The following is a 21,002-nucleotide window of genomic DNA, read 5'->3' as shown; positions in this document are numbered from 1 at the left end:
GGTTATCGCTATTTAATTTATGAAACTTGGGTTGTTGTACGGCCTGAACCTACCTCGTTTGGATTCTAAGATCTGCAGGTGATTTTTATCTGCAGATCCTATATCAGTAAGTTTTTTATTCTATGCTTAGATCTTCTGCATAAATTAAAACTTTTTCAGGAGAGCCTATTTGCACATAGTTCAGGCATTCAGCAAACAAGAAATGATTATTAAGTTCATCACTAATTTGATTTTTAGATAGGTCTGTTAAATTTTCAAAGAAATAATAAACTCCATCTAAAAAATCGTGAGGGTGATTTTCTAATGCAATATTTATATAATTCCGTAACTCTATTAATATGGACTTATCATTAATTTTATATTTTCTGAAAATGTACATTAAAAAATAATCGAAATAAACTCGGCGGTTAAGTCCCGTAATGAACTCTGACCATCTTAAACTTGTTTTAGCGAATAAAATTCTTTCAGGTAGATAGTATCTTAGGCGTTTATATAATCGGCCTATATAGATAGCCGCATCTCTACTTAATATGGGGTATGTACTAGCCAGTACCGTTTTTGCTCCTGCACATAGAAAAGCATTTGCTGCATTAAAATGATTTCTATCGGCTGGGCTTGTATCACAAGCACTTAATACGACTATTGGTGGGATATTAGCTAAACCCATTAACTCATAAGGATACAAAATTTCACCTGATAGCTCAAGGAATCCATGCCCATCATAATCATGACCACCGTGCATATCAAATATTACAAGAGCGAATTTAAATGAATTCAAAGAATCCACTAGCTCATTTTTATTTGTGACATCTTTAAATATTACTTCCATTTCAAAGTTCGGGATGTAAGACCCTTTTTTAGAAACTTTTTCATTTACTACTGAATTAATACTAGGGTCGTTGCATTCTTTTATTACCCGATGCAATTCATTTTTTATATCATTACTTATACGTTCCCCAGCTTTAAAGGAACTGATGACTAATATTTTTTTAAAACTATCTAGGCTTATTGAAACTTCGTTATTATTGAGAAGAATGTTTTGTTTTATAAATCCCGGGGTGTTGAATATACGACTTGTGTTATGCCTTATCATCAACGGTAGGCCATTTACATTAGTCCATTCCAAAGGGAAGTTTGATATTATTTTTATTTGCTTATTTGATGTTTTAGAAAAATAATCAAACATAGTGTCAGATTTATCAATTACTTTAGATGAGAAAGTCTTCATCATTTTTTGTATTTTTGATATATTACTATTTCTAATGTTTTTACCTATGTCTGAAACCAGGCTAAAAAGATCATTATTACATATTCTTATTTTTATTTCAGGAGTTAAAGTCGATGAAGCATAAATGGATGATATTAGACTGTTGAAATATAACTCATTCCGATATTCAGCAATATGATTGTTATAATGTGAACTATCAATGTCTGTTGATGTTTTAGCATATGAGATTGAGTCGGAAATCAGCTCGTAATCTATGGTTTGGTTTCTCATTAATGTATGCTTTGAGTATTCCTTTGCATTTATAGAATACTCTAGATCAATGGTAAAGTCAGTGATTAAATAGTCTACACTTGGTATCGATAATTCTATGTGCATGTTGCTTGTTATTTTATTCTTAATTTTATTTATAAGATTGATTGATGTTTCAATATTTTCATTTTTGTCTTTATTACAAATGGCTTTAGGGTTAAAAAAGAGATTGATTGATTCTAATGTTTTTATATTGCAAAAGGTAGAAATATTCTCGTCTATGTTAATATCGGTTTCTATGTGTTCTCGTTTATAAGTATCAGGTAGGTCGGTATAAACAGAATCTTGTTCTTTAATTTTGGAGAAGAAAAAGTTTCTCAGTACATCAATATTAATTTCTTCATGTGAAAGGGTGTTCTCAATTGCAATATCTTTATTTATTGAGATATATAGTATAGTACCACATTTTTTCACTGCCTTGATGAACCTTTCATCTATGAAAACAACTTTAAAAACATAAGGTAAGTTTTCAATTTCATTATAATCTTCAATGAAATGTATTATTCTTCCGGGATATATGCCGCTAATTCTTATTTTTATCTTCTCTTCTTTCTCGCAAAGTAATTCTGGTATGCTTATTGGTAAGTTATTGATCTTTTCTAATAAGGGTGATAATTTAAGTAGATAATTAGAAGATCTTAGAAAAAAAGACTCTCCCTCATTTTTATCTATTATAATATAACAAATGCTAAATTTGTTTTTCATTTAAGGACTCTTTCTGCTAGATTTTCCGCAAAAAATTTTTTGGGTTGAATATTTCATTGTATGTTAACAGACTGAAACTTTTAATTATTATGACATTTTGAAATGTATAAGTATAGGTTTTGTATTAAAAAAATGAAATGTAGCCATGCAAGTGTCAAGACTCTATCCTGTGTGGGACAGTTTTTAAGTATAAGAAGTGGGCATCTTTGCACATATCTTGTTATTTGAAATCCTGATTTCCACTAGTGGTAATCTTTCGAGTACCATAAGTTACTGTCCCTTTACCCTGTGGCATTGATAAACCGCATCTTGCAGTTTTCCACTAAAAATATCATCATAGTTGGTATCTAACTGTTGATATTGAAGGCTGTTTTTGTATGGTCGAATAATATTTAGTGGACAAAGAAGGCGTATATCCCCAAGAGAATAATTTTTTTACGATATTAAGTAAGTAATATTTTCATTAGAAGAAAGTCACTCCCCGCCAAGCTGAGTCCCTAAAATATTCAGCAGTATAGGAGGCAGTATGCACGCTATAGACATGAGGGTTTAGAATCATTATACCTAATGCCCTGAGAAAAATTGATCTGCTTCCAGTTGATATTGTGCCGTATCGCCAGGGTATGACCTGTCGTGCCAGCTCATTGTTCTCCAAATCCCAGGATGGCCCGTCCAATGTGAGCAATGCGTAGCTCAGGCTCATTAGGCCGGATACAAGTGTGCCGCGGGCAGTGACAGTGAATAGAGTCTGATAGCCGCTTCGCCTTAGCGCGCCTTGCAGACCGTCACCAACGGTAGCGCGGGAGTTTTCCGGCAATGCCACGCCGATTACCTGCAATATCAGGTCGTGCTGTGCTACATCAGGTGCTAGCTTTAAAGAGGGTAGCGCCCGGAATAAAACCGGGCTCAGCATTTTCAGGAACCGGAGAAATCTCTTTAATGGGCGAAGGCAAGAGAGGCGAGGAGGTTGTCGCGCAGCCACTGAGCAAGGCAGTGACGACAAAAAGCCACTTTGTGAGATGGATCATAGGCATGGTTTAGCTCTCTGTTACGATGAACTGTTACCTTCGTCGGACAAATAGATTTGATTAGCAAAAAATGTGCAATGACCAAAAACCGTTTTGATCGCAACTGCACCCCTCAGCAGATTTGGTCGTGCTAGGCAGTCTCTTGCGGTTTGAGGGCTACTCTTATTTTGGGAGATAATCAAAAAGATAGGGAGGCAGTAATGCGGATTTCCCGAATCCGGTTAATTAATTTCGCCAACTTCTCCGACGTTGATGTTGAAACGGGTGAGAGTATTGTTATTGTTGGTGAAAACAAGGTTGGCAAGAGCAATTTTATTCGCGGCCTGCAACTGATTCTTGACCCAGCGTTGTCTGAGCGTGACCGTCAACTGGGTTTTGAACATTTTTGGGATGGATTGGGCGAAGACAAATTGGGGGAGACCATTGAAATTTCAGTAGATTTCACTGATTTCACTGACGATCCCCGATTGATGGCTCATCTGAATGACTGTGTCCTTAATCCGGGGCCTCCGATGGTGGCCCGCCTTACCTATCGCTTTCAGCCCAAAACCGAGTTAAATCGAGCTCCAGAATCGTTAAAAGATTATGAGTATGTGATCTTCGGTGGTGCTGATCCTGACATGCATATTGGTGGTGCGTTTCGTCGTATGTTGCCCATCGATGTTCAAGGCGCGTTGCGTGATGCTGAGAAGGATCTTTCAAGTTGGCGCAATTCACCCTTGAGGCCGCTTATTGAAGAACTTTCCGCATCTCTGGACGAGGAGGATCGTGAGGAGATTCAAACCCTGGTCGATGAGGCTCAGCGGGAACTGGCTGGGCATGATGAGGTGGTGGCGACAGCAGAACGAATTAGCGAACGGTTGATTGCTATAGCAGGTGAGCAATATGCCGTTCCGGTATCGCTCGGACTTGCACCGACTCGCGTTGATGCGCTGCTACGTAGCCTGCGTTTGCTGCTCGACAGTGGCATTCGGGGCATTGGCGATGCCAGCTTGGGGACAGCTAATCTGATTTTTCTGGCTCTGAAAAGCCTCGAACTTGATCGTCTTGTTGATGACGGAGAGCGAGACCATACGTTTTTCGTCGTCGAGGAGCCTGAGGCACATTTGCATCCGCACGTACAGCGCCTAGTCTACCGTTATTTCCTGGGTACTGACGGGGAGAATGGTGATGAAAGGGCGCCGCTGACAACGATCCTGACCACCCATTCCCCACATATTGCCAGCGTCACGCCTGTCAGATCTATCGTTCTGCTGCGTCATGACGCAGAGGACGAGAAGACTATTGCTGTTTCAACGGCGAACGCACCGTTTACGCAGCGGGACGAAGATGATCTGCAGCGCTATATCGACGTCACACGCGGTGAAATATTCTTTTCACGTGGTGTAATCCTGGTGGAAGGAGATGCCGAACGTTTTCTCGTCCCTGCATTCGCCGATGCTCTTGATATTCCTCTCGATATGCTTGGGATCACGGTGTGCTCGATCGGTGGAACAAATTTCACTCCGTATGTGAAGCTCTTGGGGCCACGGGGGCTCAATATTCCGCATGTGATTCTGACAGACCGCGATCCTATGGAGGGTGGAGTGCCGCTGGTTCGTAAGAGACTTATCAATATTTTAAGCGTGCTTGAGAACGATGTTGACCATGATGATATGGATACCGATGAGGTGATTGAATATGCCGGGGAGTATGGATGCTTCGTCAATGAGATCACCCTGGAGCCTGAGCTGTTTACCGGTGGACTGGGCGAAGCCATGAAGTCGGTTATCGAGCAGGAATTGTCTCTTAGACGAGCTACTCTGAACGAGATACAGGCATGGGTGGATGACACGGACCAGCTTGATAAAGCCCGGTTGTTGAAACTGATTGAGCGAATAGGCAAAGGGCGGTTCGCCCAGGCGCTGGCACCTTCGGTGTCGGAGGATGTTTGTCCGGATTACATTCGCGAAGCACTGGAGCATATCCGCGATGCCGTCGCGTAATGTCAGTGCAGCCTATTTGGCTCAGGCTGCCGAGCTGGCCGAGAATCCGGGCCAGTTAGCCGCGTATCACTCCCGAGGGCACTGCGTGGTTCTCGCCGGGCCAGGTAGTGGTAAGACCAAGACGCTCGTGCTGAAGCTGGCCCGAATCCTGGCCGAGGATGTTGAGGCTCCACGTGGCGCGGCATGTATCACATATAGCCAAGAATGCGCACGCGAGCTGACCCGTCGTCTCGAAGCGCTGGGGCTCAGAGAGGCACCGAATCTCTTTATCGGAACCGTTCATGGGTTCTGTTTGCGCCATCTGTTGATGCCCTATGGACGACTGGCCGATCTGCCAATTCCATTTCCGCTGTCAGTAGCGTCTCAGCGTGCGAGCGAACGATTACTTCGACAATCTGGTGACCGTCTCTTTGGCCCAAACCACCCCTATAAGGCTATTGATCTCGGACGGCATCGCCGTTCGGTACTTAACCGCAACAGTGTTGCCTGGCGTGCAGAAGAGGAACTCGCTGCCTGGGCCGAGGCTTACGAAGCGGCATTGCGGCAGGAAGGGCTAATCGACTACGACGATATGGTGGTATTCGGCCAGCGTCTGATCGTTGAGCATGACTGGGTTCTGCCCTTGGTACAGGCGAAATTTCCGATCCTTGCGGTTGATGAATATCAGGATTTGGGCGTGGCGCTCCACCGTATGGTCAAACGCCTGGCTTTCGAGGGGGGCGTACGCTTATTTGCTGTGGGTGATGCAGACCAATCGATTTACGGTTTCACTGGTGCCGATGGCGCGTTACTCATGGAACTGGCAGGCAGGAGAGACGTTGAAACAGTCAGGCTTCAGTTGAACTATAGATCAGGAGCGGGCATCGTCAATGCATCTGAGATGGTGTTGGGTGAGGTTCGTGGTTATCGAGCAAGCGACCTGAACCGCCAGACAACCATTGCGTTCCAGCTGTGTCCGGATGGCCTAGAGGAGCAGGCTGTCCATGCTGTCGCGCAGATAATTCCAACTGCGTTGGCTGCTAAGCCGGGTCGAACGCTGGGTGATATCGCTATTCTGTACAAGGACTACCGTGCCGGTGATGTGGTGGCCGATGCGGTGACAGCTGGCGGTTTTGATTACATTCGGGTGGACACCGCAGCGCCTTATCGCAAGGTTGCTTTGACGAGCTGGGTGGAGGATTGCGCGGCATGGTGTGCTGGCGGTTGGCGTATCGGGCACCCTCAACTGCGCGGATTGATAGACCGTTATCTGGCATTTCATCGGGCAAGGCTGGATGATGCATGCGCCCGGCATAAGGGACAGGAATTAACCAAGCTGCTTTGGGCACTTCGTGCCGACCAACATCCAGCATGCGATTTTGTCGCGTCGTTGCGCAACGGTCTCGTTGATTCCCTGCTGGCAACTGAACCGGCACTTTCTGATCAGGCAGAGCAGCTAGATCGCATGACTGTAGCACTTGCCGAAGGTGGTGCGTTGGCGATGCTGGACATTACGAGCCTGGGTGGTCGTGACGGTTCACCTGAGCACCTCAATTTGCTGACGCTTCACTCAGCCAAAGGTTGCGAATATGACGTGGTCATCATGGTTGGCCTGGATCTGGGGAATTTGCCGTGGCGTAATGAGACGCCAGAAAAGCTGCGCGAAAGCCGTCGTCTTTTCTATGTGGGGCTGACCCGCGCACGAGACGAGGTGCATATGCTGTATTCCGGTTTTGTTGATGGTCGCTACGGCCCTATGCGTCTAGGGCGTTCCCCATTTCTGGATGAACTGGAGGTGCGAATGCGAGGGGCTGGTTTACAGTAGTCGGGAATAAATGCGTGATCGAATGAAAGCCAGTAAAAGACAATGCCGGTGATCGCGCCACCTTCCAACACTCAACCTAAGGAACAATGCATCTTCCATATTTTAGTCCACCGAGCAGGCAAATCATCACCTGCGACTGAAACTGGATCGAAAATGAATCGTAATTTGATGGACAAAATTAGATTCTGTTAACGATTCACCAATCAAAAAATCAAATCAAAAAGCCTGCACAGCTTTACCTGAGTGGGCTCTTCAAATTGACTGGGCTCGTACTTCATTTGTATCTCCTGCTACAAGGGATGATAATATTTTAATAAAACCACCCCTAATTCATAATGGGTGGTTTTATTTTGAATTAACCTGTAATAAATAATTTTGACTTGTTGCTAGGTGCTTTAAAATTACTCAATCCTTTCTTTTGTCCTGCATCATGACAAACTAAATATATAGGATATCGTTTATTGCCCCCAATTGTTTCCATATCTATTATCTTGTTTTTCCCTTCAGCATGGTATTCACCGAACAGATCAGGCTTTGGTTTCTTATTTGTTTTTTTGAAAGTGGGATCAAAAGTCAATAAAATATTGGTTCTTTCTATTGTCTTTTTTTTTACATTGCAATAGTGGAAGTGATATCCAAAATTATGGTTTTCAACCTCAACTCCTTCTTTTGTGTCTGGGATTTTAAGGAGATGACATATATTGGGTATTGCTTCTTGAGGCACAAGAGGTTTATGGTCTTCAAGTAAGATAGCATCTTTATAAATAGGAATGATGTCAATAATATCATGATAAAATGGTAACGAAGTTTTAAACTTTGTTTTTGTGTGGTTGACATTTATTGAAGGTTGCTTTTCGTGTGATTGTAAGAGTGTTTCCAAATTGAATTCGACCATGGTTTCAAGTTCAAATATTATTTCAAGATAAGATTCTATATTCTTTTCGTCAGAGGCTTCTCTTGAAAATAACCAATTAAATCTTCTGTCCCAAACACCTCTTATTTCTAACTCATGGATGATTTTTCTAATAAACTCTATTGTTGAATTATCTACTACTTCCATAGAACGAACCTTTTTTGGTAGCTGAGTTTATATTTTATCATAACAATAAGTGAATTAAGTAAATATATTTTAATTGTTTTGTTACCTTTAACTGCTTACCCATTAAAGTGGTCTAATTGTTATCGGTTAATCGAAACAATCATTTGCTTGTAGCGTTGGGTTGTGCCTCGCTTCAAATAAAAAGAGTTAATTGATCGGTGAAGCGCCAAACGGCCCGAGGGCCGTTTGTTGTGGGGAGATCATGCTGTTGTCAGCTACCAGGGTCGAAATGGATTGCTTTTCATTCCACTTGAAACCCTAAAATAGATAAAATCAGCCACTGATGCTTGACTAGTCGCGTTGTTGAGGATGTATGGCCTGCTCCCAGTTGATTAACACACCGCGATGTTAGTAATGTCTTCATAAGCCACATGAGGGAAAACTATATTGTTTCTTATTTATTTGAATTTTGTTTATTGCTTTGTTTTTTTTAATTTTTAATTTTTCATAGAACAACCTCGTTTTATCTAATTCTGCTTGTGCTATTAATATAAGTTCTTAAATCACTTTTATTAAATATTGGATAATAAATAATGGTTTTGTGCATCTGAGGGAGTATGTCTAATAGAGTTTTTAGCTCACAGTCTCCTGATTTTATCTGTGATTTTTTATCATAACCATGCTCATTTTGTGACTTATTAAAGTAACCTACCATGTTCTTCCATACGGATTGGATACCTTGATATTGTGAGGTTGCATTATTGCAAGCTCTCCATGAGGGATTGCGGGGGATTCCTGGGTGAAAAATAGGACCTTGTAAAGAGTTATCATCTACAATTGTTACAGGCACAGGTCCTTTTACGTGGATTTTTTATCTAGGGGTAACATTATGAATTGTTCTCCCCTTTTTAATAAATGAATTAATAAATTAATAATTCATTTTGATTAGCTGCATGAATTAAAGAATCATCCAGATTATATTATTTCCCGCAAGGTAGCTTCTCTTGTTCTTCCTGCGACCAGCATAAGTTGAGATAGTGACATGTCTGACAGCAGACTCTTTCATCAATTTGTAAAATATGACATTTGCGGTTTCTACGATCGTACACAACTTGATGAGCGCAATGATGTATTTCCTTGTCGGTAAATATAACTTTAGGATCTGTAGAGCGAATACTAATAGCGGAAATCCCAATGGCACAATTCTCAGAATGGCATTGTTCCCATGAATGAAAACGGCATGAATCTATCAATGGGCTATTACGAAGATAATGATTTTCGGTTCCTGTAACTACCAACCATTCAGTATGATAGTTTTTTATGTTTTTGACCATCAAAGGGAAATTATTTGTAGTCGAAGATGCTGATGGAAAACCCGGAAAATCTTCAACAGAGGAAACCGTTAGCCTGCGGCCTAACTCATGTTCGCAGGTAGTATGAAGTTCCTGAAAGCAAGTTGTAATAGAATCTAAATGCGTCGTGAGACCGCCTGCATCTGTAGCGCTATTTTGGGTGTATTCGAGCGTGTAATGCTCCCCTTTGTTTGCTACAACAGCTAAAACGCCATCATGGCGTTGCAGAATGAGTACCGGATAAATCAATACTTGTGGTTTTACTCTAAAAAGTCGGCTGCCTGTTTCTTCGTAATGAACGTGTAGGCCATAAAATGCAGAGTTCAATGAATTAATATCAACATATTCTTTTATTTGCGTAGGGCGCAAAGGAAACGGAATTTCTTGTGCCAATACTGAACAGTGTAAAAGATTAAACAAAGCATCGACATCGCTTTTGTATGTTTCCAGCTTGAAAACTTTAATATTGCTTGTACTTACTCTGCCATCAACAAACGTTAGACAAGGGTTTGCAAATACTACCGTCCATTGCCCACTGGAGAGAACAGCACAAGGGGTTTTATGCTCATATTCCTTTTTCATGGTACACACGTAACCCATGATCTGTTTCAGATAGTCATGCCATTGTTTTGTAACAGGTGATTCATCTTCAGACTTATCATCCAGAATATGGCGGATTGCGGCGGCAATAAGATCGTCGTCCGTGGCTCTCGTTTCGGGATTACGGGCGGAAACAAAAGGTTTATCCCAGGCTTTTGCTTCAAAAATCATTAAAGGTGTTTTTGTTTCTTCCTTTAAGCCAAGGTAATCCATAAAGCGCGTCGTTTCGGCCTTTATTCTGGCTTCTTCTGCCACATTACCTTTTGTACCCAGACGCCAACCCAGAATTGTCAATAGACGATCGAAGAACAGGATGCGCGTATGATGTTCAAGCAGCGTTTTCTTGCTCTCTTTCGAATAGGGATCAAGATCCTCATTTTCAAGAGACTGTGTCATATCCTCAATTAATGTGGATAGATCTCCACGAAACTGATTACGCAATTGATGTTCGTTCACTGAATCAATTCCGGCAGCCGGTAAAGCAGGCGTCTGGCTGCGGGCCAACCGGTTGCCAGAAAAATATCCAGACTCTCTATCAAACGAGCTCGTCTGTTCTCATCTTCAAAGATGGTTTTATGATCGGCAAGAAACACGCCCATCATTTTTACCAATTGTTCCATTCCCAGCGTTTCGTTCTGGAAACCGGATTTTTTTGCATGACTTAACGCATGAGCCATCAGATCGAAACATTTGGCAGGATCGACAGGAACAAGCGTTTCAAGCAACTCCAGAAGATAATAAACAGTATGTGGCGAGCTGCAATCACCAATACGGCGCATGTGTAATTCAGTTTCGTTCAGAAATTGCTTAAGTTCTTCATATTCTAATGATGTCTTGTCAGAATTATGCTTCCCTTCACAAGCGAAACGAAGTTGTAGACATGCCCTGTCTATAATCGCAAAGCAGTGTGTTACGTTTTCCCTTTCGGCCTCTGTCAGGTCAGTATGGGGGGAGTATTGTTCCAGTTTTTTACCAGCAGCATCAATAATGCTATAGGCCATATCCAGCGCCCGATGCCTGACTTCTGTATCCTTCAGTTTACTTTGTCCGGAAAGGCCAAAAACAAATCCTTCTCTTAATGTAAACAGGACTTGATTAAGCTCATCATGATAAAAGGTGGGTTCGCTAATCCAGCCCTGGAGAATATGGTGCGATTCTCTGACTTCATGGACTCCCCAGAGAATTGCCAAATCGCCGCTGACCAGAGTACGAATACGTTTCTGGCGTTCGGGATGGCCATTAAAACGCCCCAATAGCTTCTGAATTAGGTAGAAAGAACGGGTTGGCTCGGTATGTAACAGATTTCTTATTCCATCCCCAACCGTATGCTCTATTACACCGGTATTGGTTTCCTGCTCCAGCCGTTCACTCAGGTAACGCCATACGCTATCCCGATCGACATCCCACAGCCGTAGCAGCCGTACTGATGCCTGTAATCGAACGGCCGGATGAGGATCAATCAACATTCTTTCAATATCTGGTTTCAGTCGCTCATAAAGGTCGGGACGTAATGGAATAACATCGAGAATAATCTGTGCAGCATCAATCCTCGGTGCAGGTGAGCCCCAGCTAACACTATTTTCAAAGTTTTCTTCTGTATCTTCATTCAGGATTGGATCAGTTGCACAGGAAGCGAGATGTACTAAATCTAAAAAATGAGATGTCAGTTCATCAGCCCGATCGTCGTCTAGCGGAGGCAGCAATTTCTGTTCAACAGCAGCAGCGCAGGCCCGGACAATGACATCCTCAGCTGTTGTACGCACATAGGTATGAGTGTGTGCCAGATTGAGCTGTTCATGAAGAGGTTCGAGAATGCTAAAAACATCCTCCAGCGATAATTCGGATGAAAGCGTGTTATTCGTTGTTAAACCCAACGCAGTTTTAGCGGCTTTGACCGCGTTGATAAGAGTGATGTTGTCCGGTTCGTTCCGATCCAAACCATCGATAAAATCGTAAGGTATATCGGTGCTGACTGTAACGGGGGAAATGTTGAAAAGCCTCTTATTACCAGATGCTTCACCATCCCTTGGGGCGTTCTTCAGGAAATTTCTGGCTTGTACAGTCTGAAGATTCTTTGAACCAATTGTACTGAAAAGACGGTACAACAAACTGGTTTTTGCTTTCTCAGGGTAAACATAATCAGAGAGGTCATACTGAAAGGCGGAATTTTCCAGTTCTCGCCGCTCATGCTCTGAACGATGCGTAATTCCCATAGCGACCAGATCAATAGCGTCTTTACGGGTATCTTCATTTTGGATAAATGCTTCTTGTGCAGCAACAGGCCAGAGAAAATCAATCAGGCCATCATTGCGTCTATTTGCAGCCAGAAAGATTCTGGCCCAGAAAATTGCCAGCGAAGCTTTTTCACAGATAAGTCTTGCCAGAACGAGCGCGTCGGGTTCGGGCTTGCTTTGCAAGCGCTGAAATAATTTTTTAACCAGTACTTCTCCGTCATGAGCATGTTTACCATCAGGATCGTGCGCCCAGATGTAGCTGCAATCTGCCTTAAGGTAAATATCATGCCCAGGAACGGGCACATGCATCACAGGTGTATCTAAGGGATGACGTCGAGCAACATACCCGCTTATTGCGCGCACTGCGGCATCCACAGCCAGACTAGGATATTGTTCGAGAAAACGGGAGAAATATTCTCCAAGTGAATAACGAGCCGATTCATAATCTTGTCGGGCATTTGACCTCAGAGGCAGAATTAGGCTTTTTCCCAGCGTTGTTTCCCGTTCTTCTGTTACATCATGGGTATAGACAAACTCGAATACGTTAACTACAAACTCAGGCGCACAATCTCCGATTTTCTTAATGTTGTAACAGAGCACAGGGATCTCTTCTGAACCAAAGCGTTGGAGACGTTCAGAAGAAATAAGCTGCTCCAGTAAATGGCAGGATGCCTGCACATCGGTATTGATAGTATCTGTAACGAGAAGAATAGCGCTTCTGACAAAATAATCTGGTTCACTCAGCGCAAGGGCGTAGGAAAGTACAGCGCGACTGGCTGTCCCCAGCATATTGCATAAGGGTTTATCGGTAACTCGCTTGATAAGCGGGTACAACAGAAAGCGTAATGTTTCTGCGACCTTATGTACCTGGGGCGTCAGCGCTGCTACCAGATATACCCATGGAAGAGCTATAACCTCTTTTTCATCTTCAAAACGTATTGCCAGCGCTCCGCAGATATGACTGAGCGTGGTTATCATCTTCTCATCATCGGCAGCCACGCGTTCAGCAAGCCAGAGCAGGTCATGTTGAGCAGTGGGATAATCTGCCGCAATCCGACCCGCCGAACTACGAATGATAGGATCGCCATCTTTGTCGTTGACAAGATAACTCACTGCCTGCCAGAAACGGCAATGGTTATTGTCATAACTCCAGATTTCCTGAAGTACAAAACCGAGCGCCGGGGATAGCATTAGCCCCAGTGCCTGTTGTTTGTGGAAACGTAATGTCCCCGCAATTAGCGTTTCTGGATCAAATGATGTCTGGGCCGCAGCGTAGTCAAATAAAAGGTGATGGCGAAACTGTATCCGACGGTCATTTTGTTCCCGAATCAACACCCCTTCGCGGCAGAGTGTATCGATCATGTCGGCATCCGTGTCTGCAAGCAGGGATGAAACACTGAGTGAACGCACATTAATCATAGCATCCACTAATGTTTTTATATTTCGTGTGGCCTTAAGCCCATGAGCCTCAACGCGACGTTGCCAGTACAGTTTTAAGAGTTCTGACTGAGACGAAATATCCGCCAACCTGACACCCGTCTCTTGGGAAACCAGTTCTGCCAGTAGTCTGGTATTAAACGGGACTTTCGCTAGGTCTCGCAGTTTTTTAGAAGCGCCCTCAAGGGCCGTAGCCAGAGATGGAGATTTTTCCAGTAGTTGGCGAAATTCATCATCTGACCAACGTGGGATAACGATGTGGCGAACTGAAGAGAACAGAGTATCAGCACGTTTAGCAACAGGAGGGGTACCTTTAAACAAATCACGAAGTTTTACCCCCATGCGCAGATCAAAGCTGCGTATTGAAGCAACCACTCGCCATCTGCCACCCCAAGCTAACACTTGCTCAATGAGGGGGCGAAAAACGGCCTCTCCCTTGCCCCCTCTGGTGGCATCCAGCGCATCTATAATCAGCCAGCCCTGAGATGAACCATCCCACGCCTGAAGCACGTCGGTCAAACTATGTTCAAGCCTGAGTTCATGGGTTAGGTGCCCGAGTGACTCAACAGAATAGCGATCAACTGCCAGTTCCAGTACATCATCTCCCCGTTCGCGCAGGCTGCGGGCCAGTGCATTCAGCACTCCGCTTTTACCCGCTCCGGGTTCACCAATAATTAATAGCGAACCTGACTGTACGGCTTGCTCAACTTCATTCTGACACTCCCTGCGGAGGGTAACGGGCTGGCCTGACTGACTTTCAATGGCCTCATATTGATTAAGGGAAGCAGCAATCTCCTGAGAATGCTGTTGAAGTCGGGCAATATCATCCTTGTAGCGAGGAGGTGCTGCGAGTTCGATCCCTTTCCCTGCTAGCTCGTTGCGAAAAGTTGACAGATCGCCGCCATCACGGCTGGACATCATTTTTCCGCAAATTTCGGTAAGAACACTCAATGCTGCCGTTGCCTGTGTGCCTTTAGCAAGGATCTGAGTAAGCCGTGAACAGGCGAGTAAAGCCATGTTTTCAACATCAACCACCAAAACAACAACCAGGCGGCAAAGTTCAGATACAAGGTGAGGCGGTAGGGGCGCGGAGGTTATGCTATTCCAGGCTGTGGAAATACAGCGTTCAAAAATGTTATACACCTGTACCTGCTTTTGATTCATCGCTCCGCTGCCGTGCTGAGAAAAAAGAGACAAGGCAGCAGGAAGAACGTCGCGAATTGAAGCCGAAGCTTTGGTACTGACAGCTAAAACCAGACGGTCTTTATCTGAATCGAGAGGTCGATTCCACTCCAGAGAACTATTGCCATCGCGGCATGTAAGCCAGTGTCGGACAAACTGTTCTATGATCCGGTAAAAGGGGGTTCTTTCATCATCTGAAAGCGAAACGGTTGTTTTCGCCTGGATGGCGATGAAGCCACCGACGGATGTTGCAACCAATATATCGTCAACGGGGGCTTCTGTTTCAAAGCGCAACCAAACAGGAGATGCGTTGCCCAGCCTTAAACGTGTATCCAGTCTGCTATCGGAAAGGATCTGAGCAGCAAAGTGAGCGCCCAACTGTTGCTGGAACAAAATACCGCTACTGGTTGCTGCTCCACCGCCGTTAGCGGGACCGTTCAGATTTATATCAGACAAATTCCACCTTCATATATTGAATGCTGTGCTGACGCACTATCCTTACTGTTCTTGAAACCTATTTTACGGGTAGTTTGCCAATAAAACAGAGAAATAGTATCCAGAAAATTATCTTGTTGCTGAATGTGGAGCCGCTCAGGCAGAGTGGCTGATGCCAAATCAGTATTGGCAACCTCCACTCACAACCGCCTCTGACAGCGCCGCAAAAAACGCCCCTCTGACACCTTATCCGCAAAGGGGCGCACCAGCATTGCAACCTTCAGCGCTTCCATTTCATTGATATGGCAGTCGCCATCGCGAAAGAGCGCCATCATGCCGCGAAGCAGATAATCATACAGGGACGAATTTTTTTCATGAACCGGACTTTCCGTCCTATATTTTTGCAATGCTGTTACCACGGACTCATGGTCTTCCTGCGAAGCGCCGACGCTACTGCGGATATAACCCCAGTAATTGACAGTAGTCTTGTTTAACAAATAGAGAAAAGCGTCGCAAAGTTGCTCAAACTCATTTGCCTTAAAGTACACCCGGCGATTGTAGATATTAAAAAAATCTTGTAGTTCAGTCAGCAACGCCAGCAGACTCTGTTTGCTGTCTACTTGTTCAACAGAGATATTACTTTCCGGTTGGTAGTTAGAATAAATATCCTCGGATGTACAGGAGATATGGCGAGGTGCGCAAAATGGCAGTCGTCGCCAGCCCCTGCGTTCTGGAAAGTAATTGGCACAGTACCAGCTATCTGCATGAGGGATTAATTTCTCTATAAGCCAGCGATATGTCGTCAACGCATCCCAGTAATTACGAGGCCCGATGGCGCCATCTTCCATATTATAGATATCATACCGACTGGGAGGTTGCCAGATTAGCACCACGCGATGATTAGTAAGGCTATTAAAATTAGGGTCGCGGTTGGCTAGTAGTGTGACATGATGCCCTTCGTTCATTACTTCATCTTTATGACGGGTAAAGACCATAATGCGCTCACGGGCAGGATTAAATATCGACCACTCGCCTTCGGTATTCAGATAATCATGATGTTGACAAAAGATGCTGATGCGACCCCATAGCCAGTAAGGAATGGAAATGAGATGAATATTATCACCGAGTGGTGTACTGTTCGAGAAATCAACGGTGCGACAAATCCGGTCAATTTCTTCCATGCGCAGTTTATAGCACATCCAGAACTTATCAAAAGCTTCACAGAGAGATTGAGTTTCATTTAGGGTAAGTACAAGGCGGCAATTACCGATATCACAATAATAATTTTCGCCATGAAGTTCTTTTAAAACCCACGATCTGACTCCCGCCTCCGGTGGGCTACCGACTCCTTCGAAGGCAGAATTTAGCAGGCTAGTCTGACTCATCGTCAGCAAAACATGGCTATAGCGGCCATTACGAAAATCAATGAAACAGGAGAGGGGATTCCCCTTCAGGTTAGGTAAAAACGCCTGAATAAACACGTGATCATTCTGTAGTGTATAGGTATCACCAGTAATGTGTTCATATGGATGCGTGTAATTTCGCCAGGCAGAAGATTCGTTATAGTCCCACAAGCCATAGTTTTTGATATTTAACAGTGCTCGCTCACCATAAAAAAGAGATACCCAGCTCTCGTGACAAAAACGATACAACAGATCTGGGCAATGCAGATTTTTCAGCCAGTCGTGGATCAGTTCCGAATCAAGAAGACGATGTACTATATCCATTTCCTTAAAAAGAACCTCTTGTTTTTTGTATTCCGTGATTAATTTTGCTGACGCTTTCTCACTGAGGAAAATGTGAAACTCATTGATTTTAACATGCCATTTCTCCCTGTGTTCATTAAAGCGATTGATAGTGGATAGATATTGGTTCGTTGTGAATTTTTCACAACGTTTCACTTCGTATAACGAATAAATGTCCTGATTGCCGTGCTGACGATGTGTAAAAATATCCGCCCCAAATTGTGATTGGCCGGAAATGCCAATCGTCATGGCATCAACTATTTCTCCGTTTTTTAGCCGTTTTTTTATGAGCTCACAACAAAATAGTTCAAACGTTTTCGGCTCCATAAGCTCCAGAGGTATATAAGCATCTGCTTTTCCTACTGGTGGCCCCAGCTTAACAATCTGTTGTTCAATAGTATTCAACTGACTCCCTCCGTAAAATTGGTGAAGATGACAGATTAGCGACCAATGCTTATATTTATAACAATCTGCGAACTGTATTACACCACTTCCTGTTGCTGTTTTTGCCCGAAAGTGAAATCTTAAGCCCATGCCTGCAAATTCAGGGGCCGGTATTGGAACCACGAGAAATGTTGGTTACTGCGGAAAAGAAAACCCCGCGCTGGCTAATACGCTTACCCACCGCTGGCCCAAAAGCGGAAGATTGTTTGCTTAAGCGTACGGCTTCGAGCCTGGATAAATCTGACCTTCACGCTACCGCTGATGCTCCTCCGACACATCTCCGATCCCGAAGCCGCCTCGCATTTCGTTTATCCAATCCGCCATAATCCTTTGAACTGCAAAATCTATGGATGTTATATTAAAATATAATATTTGGAGGTGCGCTATGTATACAACTCGCCTGAAAAAGGTTGGCGGATCCATCATGCTGGCGGTTCCTCCCGCCGTACTGAAAACGCTGGAGCTGTCGACGGACAGCGAAGTCGGCATGACCATTAATAATGGCTGCCTGATTATCGAACCCCAGAAACGGCCTCATTATTCGCTTGAGGAGCTGCTGGCGCAGTGCGATCCGCACGCTGAAATGAGCGAAGAGGATCGGGAATGGATTGATGCGCCTGCGGTGGGCAAGGAGATCCTGTAAATGGAAAGAGGGGAAATTTGGCTTGTTTCACTGGATCCGATTGCTGGCTACGAGCAAAGTGGAAAACGTCCGGTACTCATCGTATCGAAGGCATCGTTTAACAAGCTGACCCGGCTACCGGTGGTGGTACCCGTCACCAGCGGCGGAAACTTTGCACGTACAGCGGGTTTCACCGTTTCACTGGAAGGGGCGGGGACAAAAACAATGGGCGTTATTCGCTGCGACCAGCCCAGAACTATTGATATGGCTGCCCGGAACGGCATGCGGCTGGAACGCATACCTGACGCTGTGGTAAATGAGGTGCTTGCCAGGCTGGATGCGATTCTGAGTTAACATCCGAGACGCAGAAAAGCAAAAAGCCTGCTTCAAAAGCAGGCTTTTCAAATTTGGCTCCTCTGACTGGACTCGAACCAGTGACATACGGATTAACAGTCCGCCGTTCTACCGACTGAACTACAGAGGAATTGTGTGAACGAGGCGCATAGTAGCGACCTCGGTACGCCTTGTCAAAGGGTGAAAACGCACTTTTCGTTCGTTTGCCGACAATTTCAGCAAATCGCTGATTTTTGGCAAATTTGCGTTGAAATTACACAGCAAAAAGCGCCGCCCGCAGGCGGCGCGCAGGATCAGAACAGTACGGAGTAGTTCAGACCAAAGGTACGTCCGCGGCCTTTATAGGTATACAGGCCCGGTGCACCGTAGGTTGGGCTATACAGCCCCGGCGCGCGCTGGCCCCAGGCGGTGGTGTAGTCTTTGTCCAGCAGGTTTTCCACGCTGAAGCTGACCTTACCCACCGGCAGAGCGTAGCTGCCCAGGAAGTCGACCGTGTTATAGCCATCAATCTTCTTGCCGTCGGAGTCTGACACGTCAAAGGTCTGCGTGCTCTGTACGCGCAGGGTCCAGTCGCCCGGTGCCCAGTTGACCCATGCGCTGGCTTTCGACGGGCTGGCGCTGTCGACCGTCAGCTTCTCCCATTTGCCGTTTTCGCGGGTTTCAGACTTGATGGCGTTAAAGTTCGCACCGGTGCTCCAGTCGCTGTCGGTGAAGAAATAGTCCACCTGACCTTCCACCCCGTAGATACGACGCTTGTCGTCTTCCAGGTTGATGGTCATATCCGTCTTGTTGATGGTGATGGTTTTATCCGAGAGCGAGTAATACGCCGCGACCTGCGTGCGCAGGTTATCGCCGGTGTAGCGCCAGCCCAGCTCATAAGCGTTGACCTTGATACCGTCCAGCGTCGAGTCGTTCACGTTGACACTGTTCAGCAGGCGATAGTGACCGTTGCTGAGCTGATAGGTGCCCGAGCCGTAGTACTTCGCCAGGTCCGGAATTTCGAAGCCCTGGGAGAAGTTAAACCACACCTGCTGCTGTTCGGTCAGGCGACCGAGGATCCCGGCGTTAAACAGGAAGTTGTTGTAATCGGTTTTCCCGCCCGGCACCGCGTCGGCGGAGGTGGCTTTCCCGGTGGCGATGGCCTGCTGCTGGGTGTAACCGACAAAGTCGTCCACCTTGTTTTCGGTGTACTGATAACGCACGCCGCCGCTCAGGGTGATGGCGTCAATGTCGTAGCTGGCCTGCAGGAACGGGGCGAGGTTGGTGATGCTGTAGCCCGGGTAACGGCCCACGTTGTAGGCGTTATCCAGCTCCATGCCGCCGCTCGCCGCGGCCTTGCTCAGGTTAAAGAACTGCTGGTTGGCATCAAAGGTTTCGTGGTCGGCATCCACACCCCAGGTCAGCGTTAAATCGTCCACCGGCTTGCTGTTCAGCGTCAGCTTGCCGCCGTAAAAATCGGTTTTCTGCTGGGACGCGCCGATGCTGCTCACCACGCCTTTGGTCAGGGTCGGGAACGGATAATAGGTCAGGCTCTCGTCGCGATAGTAAATCTGCGCGACCAGATCCTGGCCCCAGAAGTCGGTATTGGAGTACTGCAGGTTAATCAGATGGCGCTCGGTACCCGGTACGCGGTCAGAATCGAGATTACCTTTGTTGTAGGCGGTCGCATCCCCCGTTACCGCCGAGAAGTTCTTCCCGAGATACAGCCCATGTTTGCCGTCGGACTCGCTCTTGTAGTACTGCGTCGTCAGCTGCAGCTGCTGGTGATCGTCAATGTTGATGGTGCCTGTTCCCATCACATCAATACGGTCGGAATACTGGAGGCCGGTCTGGGTGTTATCGATAATGACCTCGTCGCCGTTGCCGTCATACCAGCCGCCGTAGCGCTGATACGACACCGACAGACGACCGGAGGCCTTGTCATTGCCGCCGCTTACGGCTGCCGACACGTTCTCATCGTGATCGTTGTGGCTGTTAAATCCGCTCTTTGTCCCGGTCTGGAACTCAACTTCGGTTTCCGGCTGGCCTTTTTTGGTGACGATGTTCACCAGGCCGCCGGTGCTGCCGCCGCCGTAGAGTGAGGTGGCGCCGGAGATCACTTCGATACGGTCAATGTTAAACGGATCGATAGAGTCCAGCTGGCGGCTGTCGCTGCGGGACGAGTTCAGGCGAACGCCGTCCACCATCACCATCATGGAGCGGCCGCGCAGGTTCATGCCGTAGTTGGTACGCCCCTGGCTGCTGACGTCCATGCCCGGGATCAGCTGCGCCAGCACTTCTTTAATCTCTTTCCCGCCCTGAACCTGCTGCTCAATTTCAGCCCGCTCAATGACCCAGGTGGTCTGCGCCATCTCCGCCACGCTGCGGTGCGCGCGGCTGGCGGAGACAACGATATTTTCTTCCTTTTGTTCTTCCGCCCACGCAGAGGTAGAAAGCATTGCAAGCAAGCAAGGATTTAAAACCCAAAGATGAGAACGTTTCATTGTTATGTTGATCCTG

The 21,002-nt window shown here is 45.6% G+C and carries 10 protein-coding genes, 1 tRNA gene and 1 pseudogene; 5 read left to right on the top strand and 7 right to left on the bottom strand.

Annotated elements, in window-relative coordinates:
• Positions 1-115: 115 nt before the first annotated feature.
• Positions 116-2,242: a CHAT domain-containing protein gene (locus KIF87_RS03780; protein WP_213327932.1), complete on the bottom strand. Its 2,127-nt coding sequence runs from the start codon at positions 2,240-2,242 to the stop codon at positions 116-118.
• A gap of 1,228 nt (positions 2,243-3,470) precedes the next feature.
• Between KIF87_RS03780 and KIF87_RS03775 the strand changes: the two genes are divergently transcribed.
• Together KIF87_RS03775 and KIF87_RS03770 are read left to right on the top strand one after the other, a co-directional pair.
• Positions 3,471-5,255 (top strand): ATP-dependent nuclease, encoded by a 1,785-nt coding sequence (locus tag KIF87_RS03775; protein WP_213327931.1) that lies wholly within the window; start codon positions 3,471-3,473, stop codon positions 5,253-5,255.
• Positions 5,242-7,059 carry an ATP-dependent helicase gene (locus tag KIF87_RS03770; protein ID WP_213328023.1) on the top strand — a complete coding sequence of 606 codons (1,818 nt, stop codon included), beginning with the start codon at positions 5,242-5,244 and terminating at the stop codon, positions 7,057-7,059. Before KIF87_RS03775 ends, KIF87_RS03770 begins: the two co-directional genes overlap by 14 nt.
• Before the next feature lie 355 nt (positions 7,060-7,414).
• Here the strand turns inward: KIF87_RS03770 and KIF87_RS03765 are convergent, their stop codons facing one another.
• The gene (locus tag KIF87_RS03765) at positions 7,415-8,119 is read right to left on the bottom strand and encodes a hypothetical protein (RefSeq protein WP_213327930.1); all 705 of its coding nucleotides are present in this window, start codon (positions 8,117-8,119) and stop codon (positions 7,415-7,417) included.
• Between the two features lie 116 nt (positions 8,120-8,235).
• Here KIF87_RS03765 and KIF87_RS23230 point away from each other — a divergent pair.
• Positions 8,236-8,425, top strand: a pseudogene (locus tag KIF87_RS23230) (restriction endonuclease); the annotation flags it as partial.
• 653 nt (positions 8,426-9,078) lie between these two features.
• Here KIF87_RS23230 and KIF87_RS03760 read toward each other — a convergent pair.
• The 3 genes from KIF87_RS03760 to KIF87_RS03750 all read right to left on the bottom strand — a co-directional run bounded on the left by KIF87_RS03760 (position 9,079) and on the right by KIF87_RS03750 (position 17,488).
• Positions 9,079-10,506 (bottom strand): hypothetical protein, encoded by a 1,428-nt coding sequence (locus KIF87_RS03760; RefSeq protein WP_349628201.1) that lies wholly within the window; start codon positions 10,504-10,506, stop codon positions 9,079-9,081.
• Positions 10,503-15,359: an NACHT domain-containing protein gene (locus KIF87_RS03755; RefSeq protein WP_213327929.1), complete on the bottom strand. Its 4,857-nt coding sequence runs from the start codon at positions 15,357-15,359 to the stop codon at positions 10,503-10,505. The genes KIF87_RS03760 and KIF87_RS03755 overlap by 4 nt, the downstream gene beginning before the upstream one ends.
• 179 nt (positions 15,360-15,538) lie before the next feature.
• Positions 15,539-17,488 carry a hypothetical protein gene (locus tag KIF87_RS03750; protein ID WP_213327928.1) on the bottom strand — a complete coding sequence of 650 codons (1,950 nt, stop codon included), beginning with the start codon at positions 17,486-17,488 and terminating at the stop codon, positions 15,539-15,541.
• A gap of 424 nt (positions 17,489-17,912) precedes the next feature.
• Between KIF87_RS03750 and KIF87_RS03745 the strand changes: the two genes are divergently transcribed.
• Both KIF87_RS03745 and KIF87_RS03740 read left to right on the top strand, forming a co-directional pair.
• Entirely contained in the window at positions 17,913-18,170 is a 258-nt protein-coding gene (locus tag KIF87_RS03745; protein ID WP_004852307.1) for an AbrB/MazE/SpoVT family DNA-binding domain-containing protein, read from the top strand.
• Positions 18,171-18,503 carry a type II toxin-antitoxin system PemK/MazF family toxin gene (locus KIF87_RS03740; RefSeq protein ID WP_213327927.1) on the top strand — a complete coding sequence of 111 codons (333 nt, stop codon included), beginning with the start codon at positions 18,171-18,173 and terminating at the stop codon, positions 18,501-18,503.
• Positions 18,504-18,557: 54 nt separating this feature from the next.
• Here the strand turns inward: KIF87_RS03740 and KIF87_RS03735 are convergent.
• Together KIF87_RS03735 and KIF87_RS03730 are read right to left on the bottom strand one after the other, a co-directional pair.
• Positions 18,558-18,633: transfer RNA gene (locus tag KIF87_RS03735), tRNA-Asn, on the bottom strand.
• A gap of 163 nt (positions 18,634-18,796) precedes the next feature.
• Positions 18,797-20,986 (bottom strand): TonB-dependent siderophore receptor, encoded by a 2,190-nt coding sequence (locus KIF87_RS03730; protein WP_213327926.1) that lies wholly within the window; start codon positions 20,984-20,986, stop codon positions 18,797-18,799.
• Between the last annotated feature and the right edge of the window lie 16 nt (positions 20,987-21,002).

The organism is Enterobacter sp. 120016 (assembly GCF_018383635.1).
GTDB classification, from domain to species: Bacteria; Pseudomonadota; Gammaproteobacteria; order Enterobacterales; family Enterobacteriaceae; genus Enterobacter; species Enterobacter asburiae_D.
The sequence above is the reverse complement of the archived record's forward strand: the minus strand, read 5'-3'. Positions and strand labels throughout refer to the sequence as shown.

Excerpts from the sequence above, each read along its gene's own strand:
- KIF87_RS03780 (WP_213327932.1), bottom strand. The coding sequence starts at position 2,242 with ATGAAAAACAAATTTAGCATTTGTTATATTATAATAGATAAAAATGAG.
- KIF87_RS03775 (WP_213327931.1), top strand. The coding sequence starts at position 3,471 with ATGCGGATTTCCCGAATCCGGTTAATTAATTTCGCCAACTTCTCCGAC.
- KIF87_RS03770 (WP_213328023.1), top strand. The coding sequence starts at position 5,242 with ATGCCGTCGCGTAATGTCAGTGCAGCCTATTTGGCTCAGGCTGCCGAG.
- KIF87_RS03765 (WP_213327930.1), bottom strand. The coding sequence starts at position 8,119 with ATGGAAGTAGTAGATAATTCAACAATAGAGTTTATTAGAAAAATCATC.
- KIF87_RS03745 (WP_004852307.1), top strand. The coding sequence starts at position 17,913 with ATGTATACAACTCGCCTGAAAAAGGTTGGCGGATCCATCATGCTGGCG.
- KIF87_RS03740 (WP_213327927.1), top strand. The coding sequence starts at position 18,171 with ATGGAAAGAGGGGAAATTTGGCTTGTTTCACTGGATCCGATTGCTGGC.
- KIF87_RS03730 (WP_213327926.1), bottom strand. The coding sequence starts at position 20,986 with ATGAAACGTTCTCATCTTTGGGTTTTAAATCCTTGCTTGCTTGCAATG.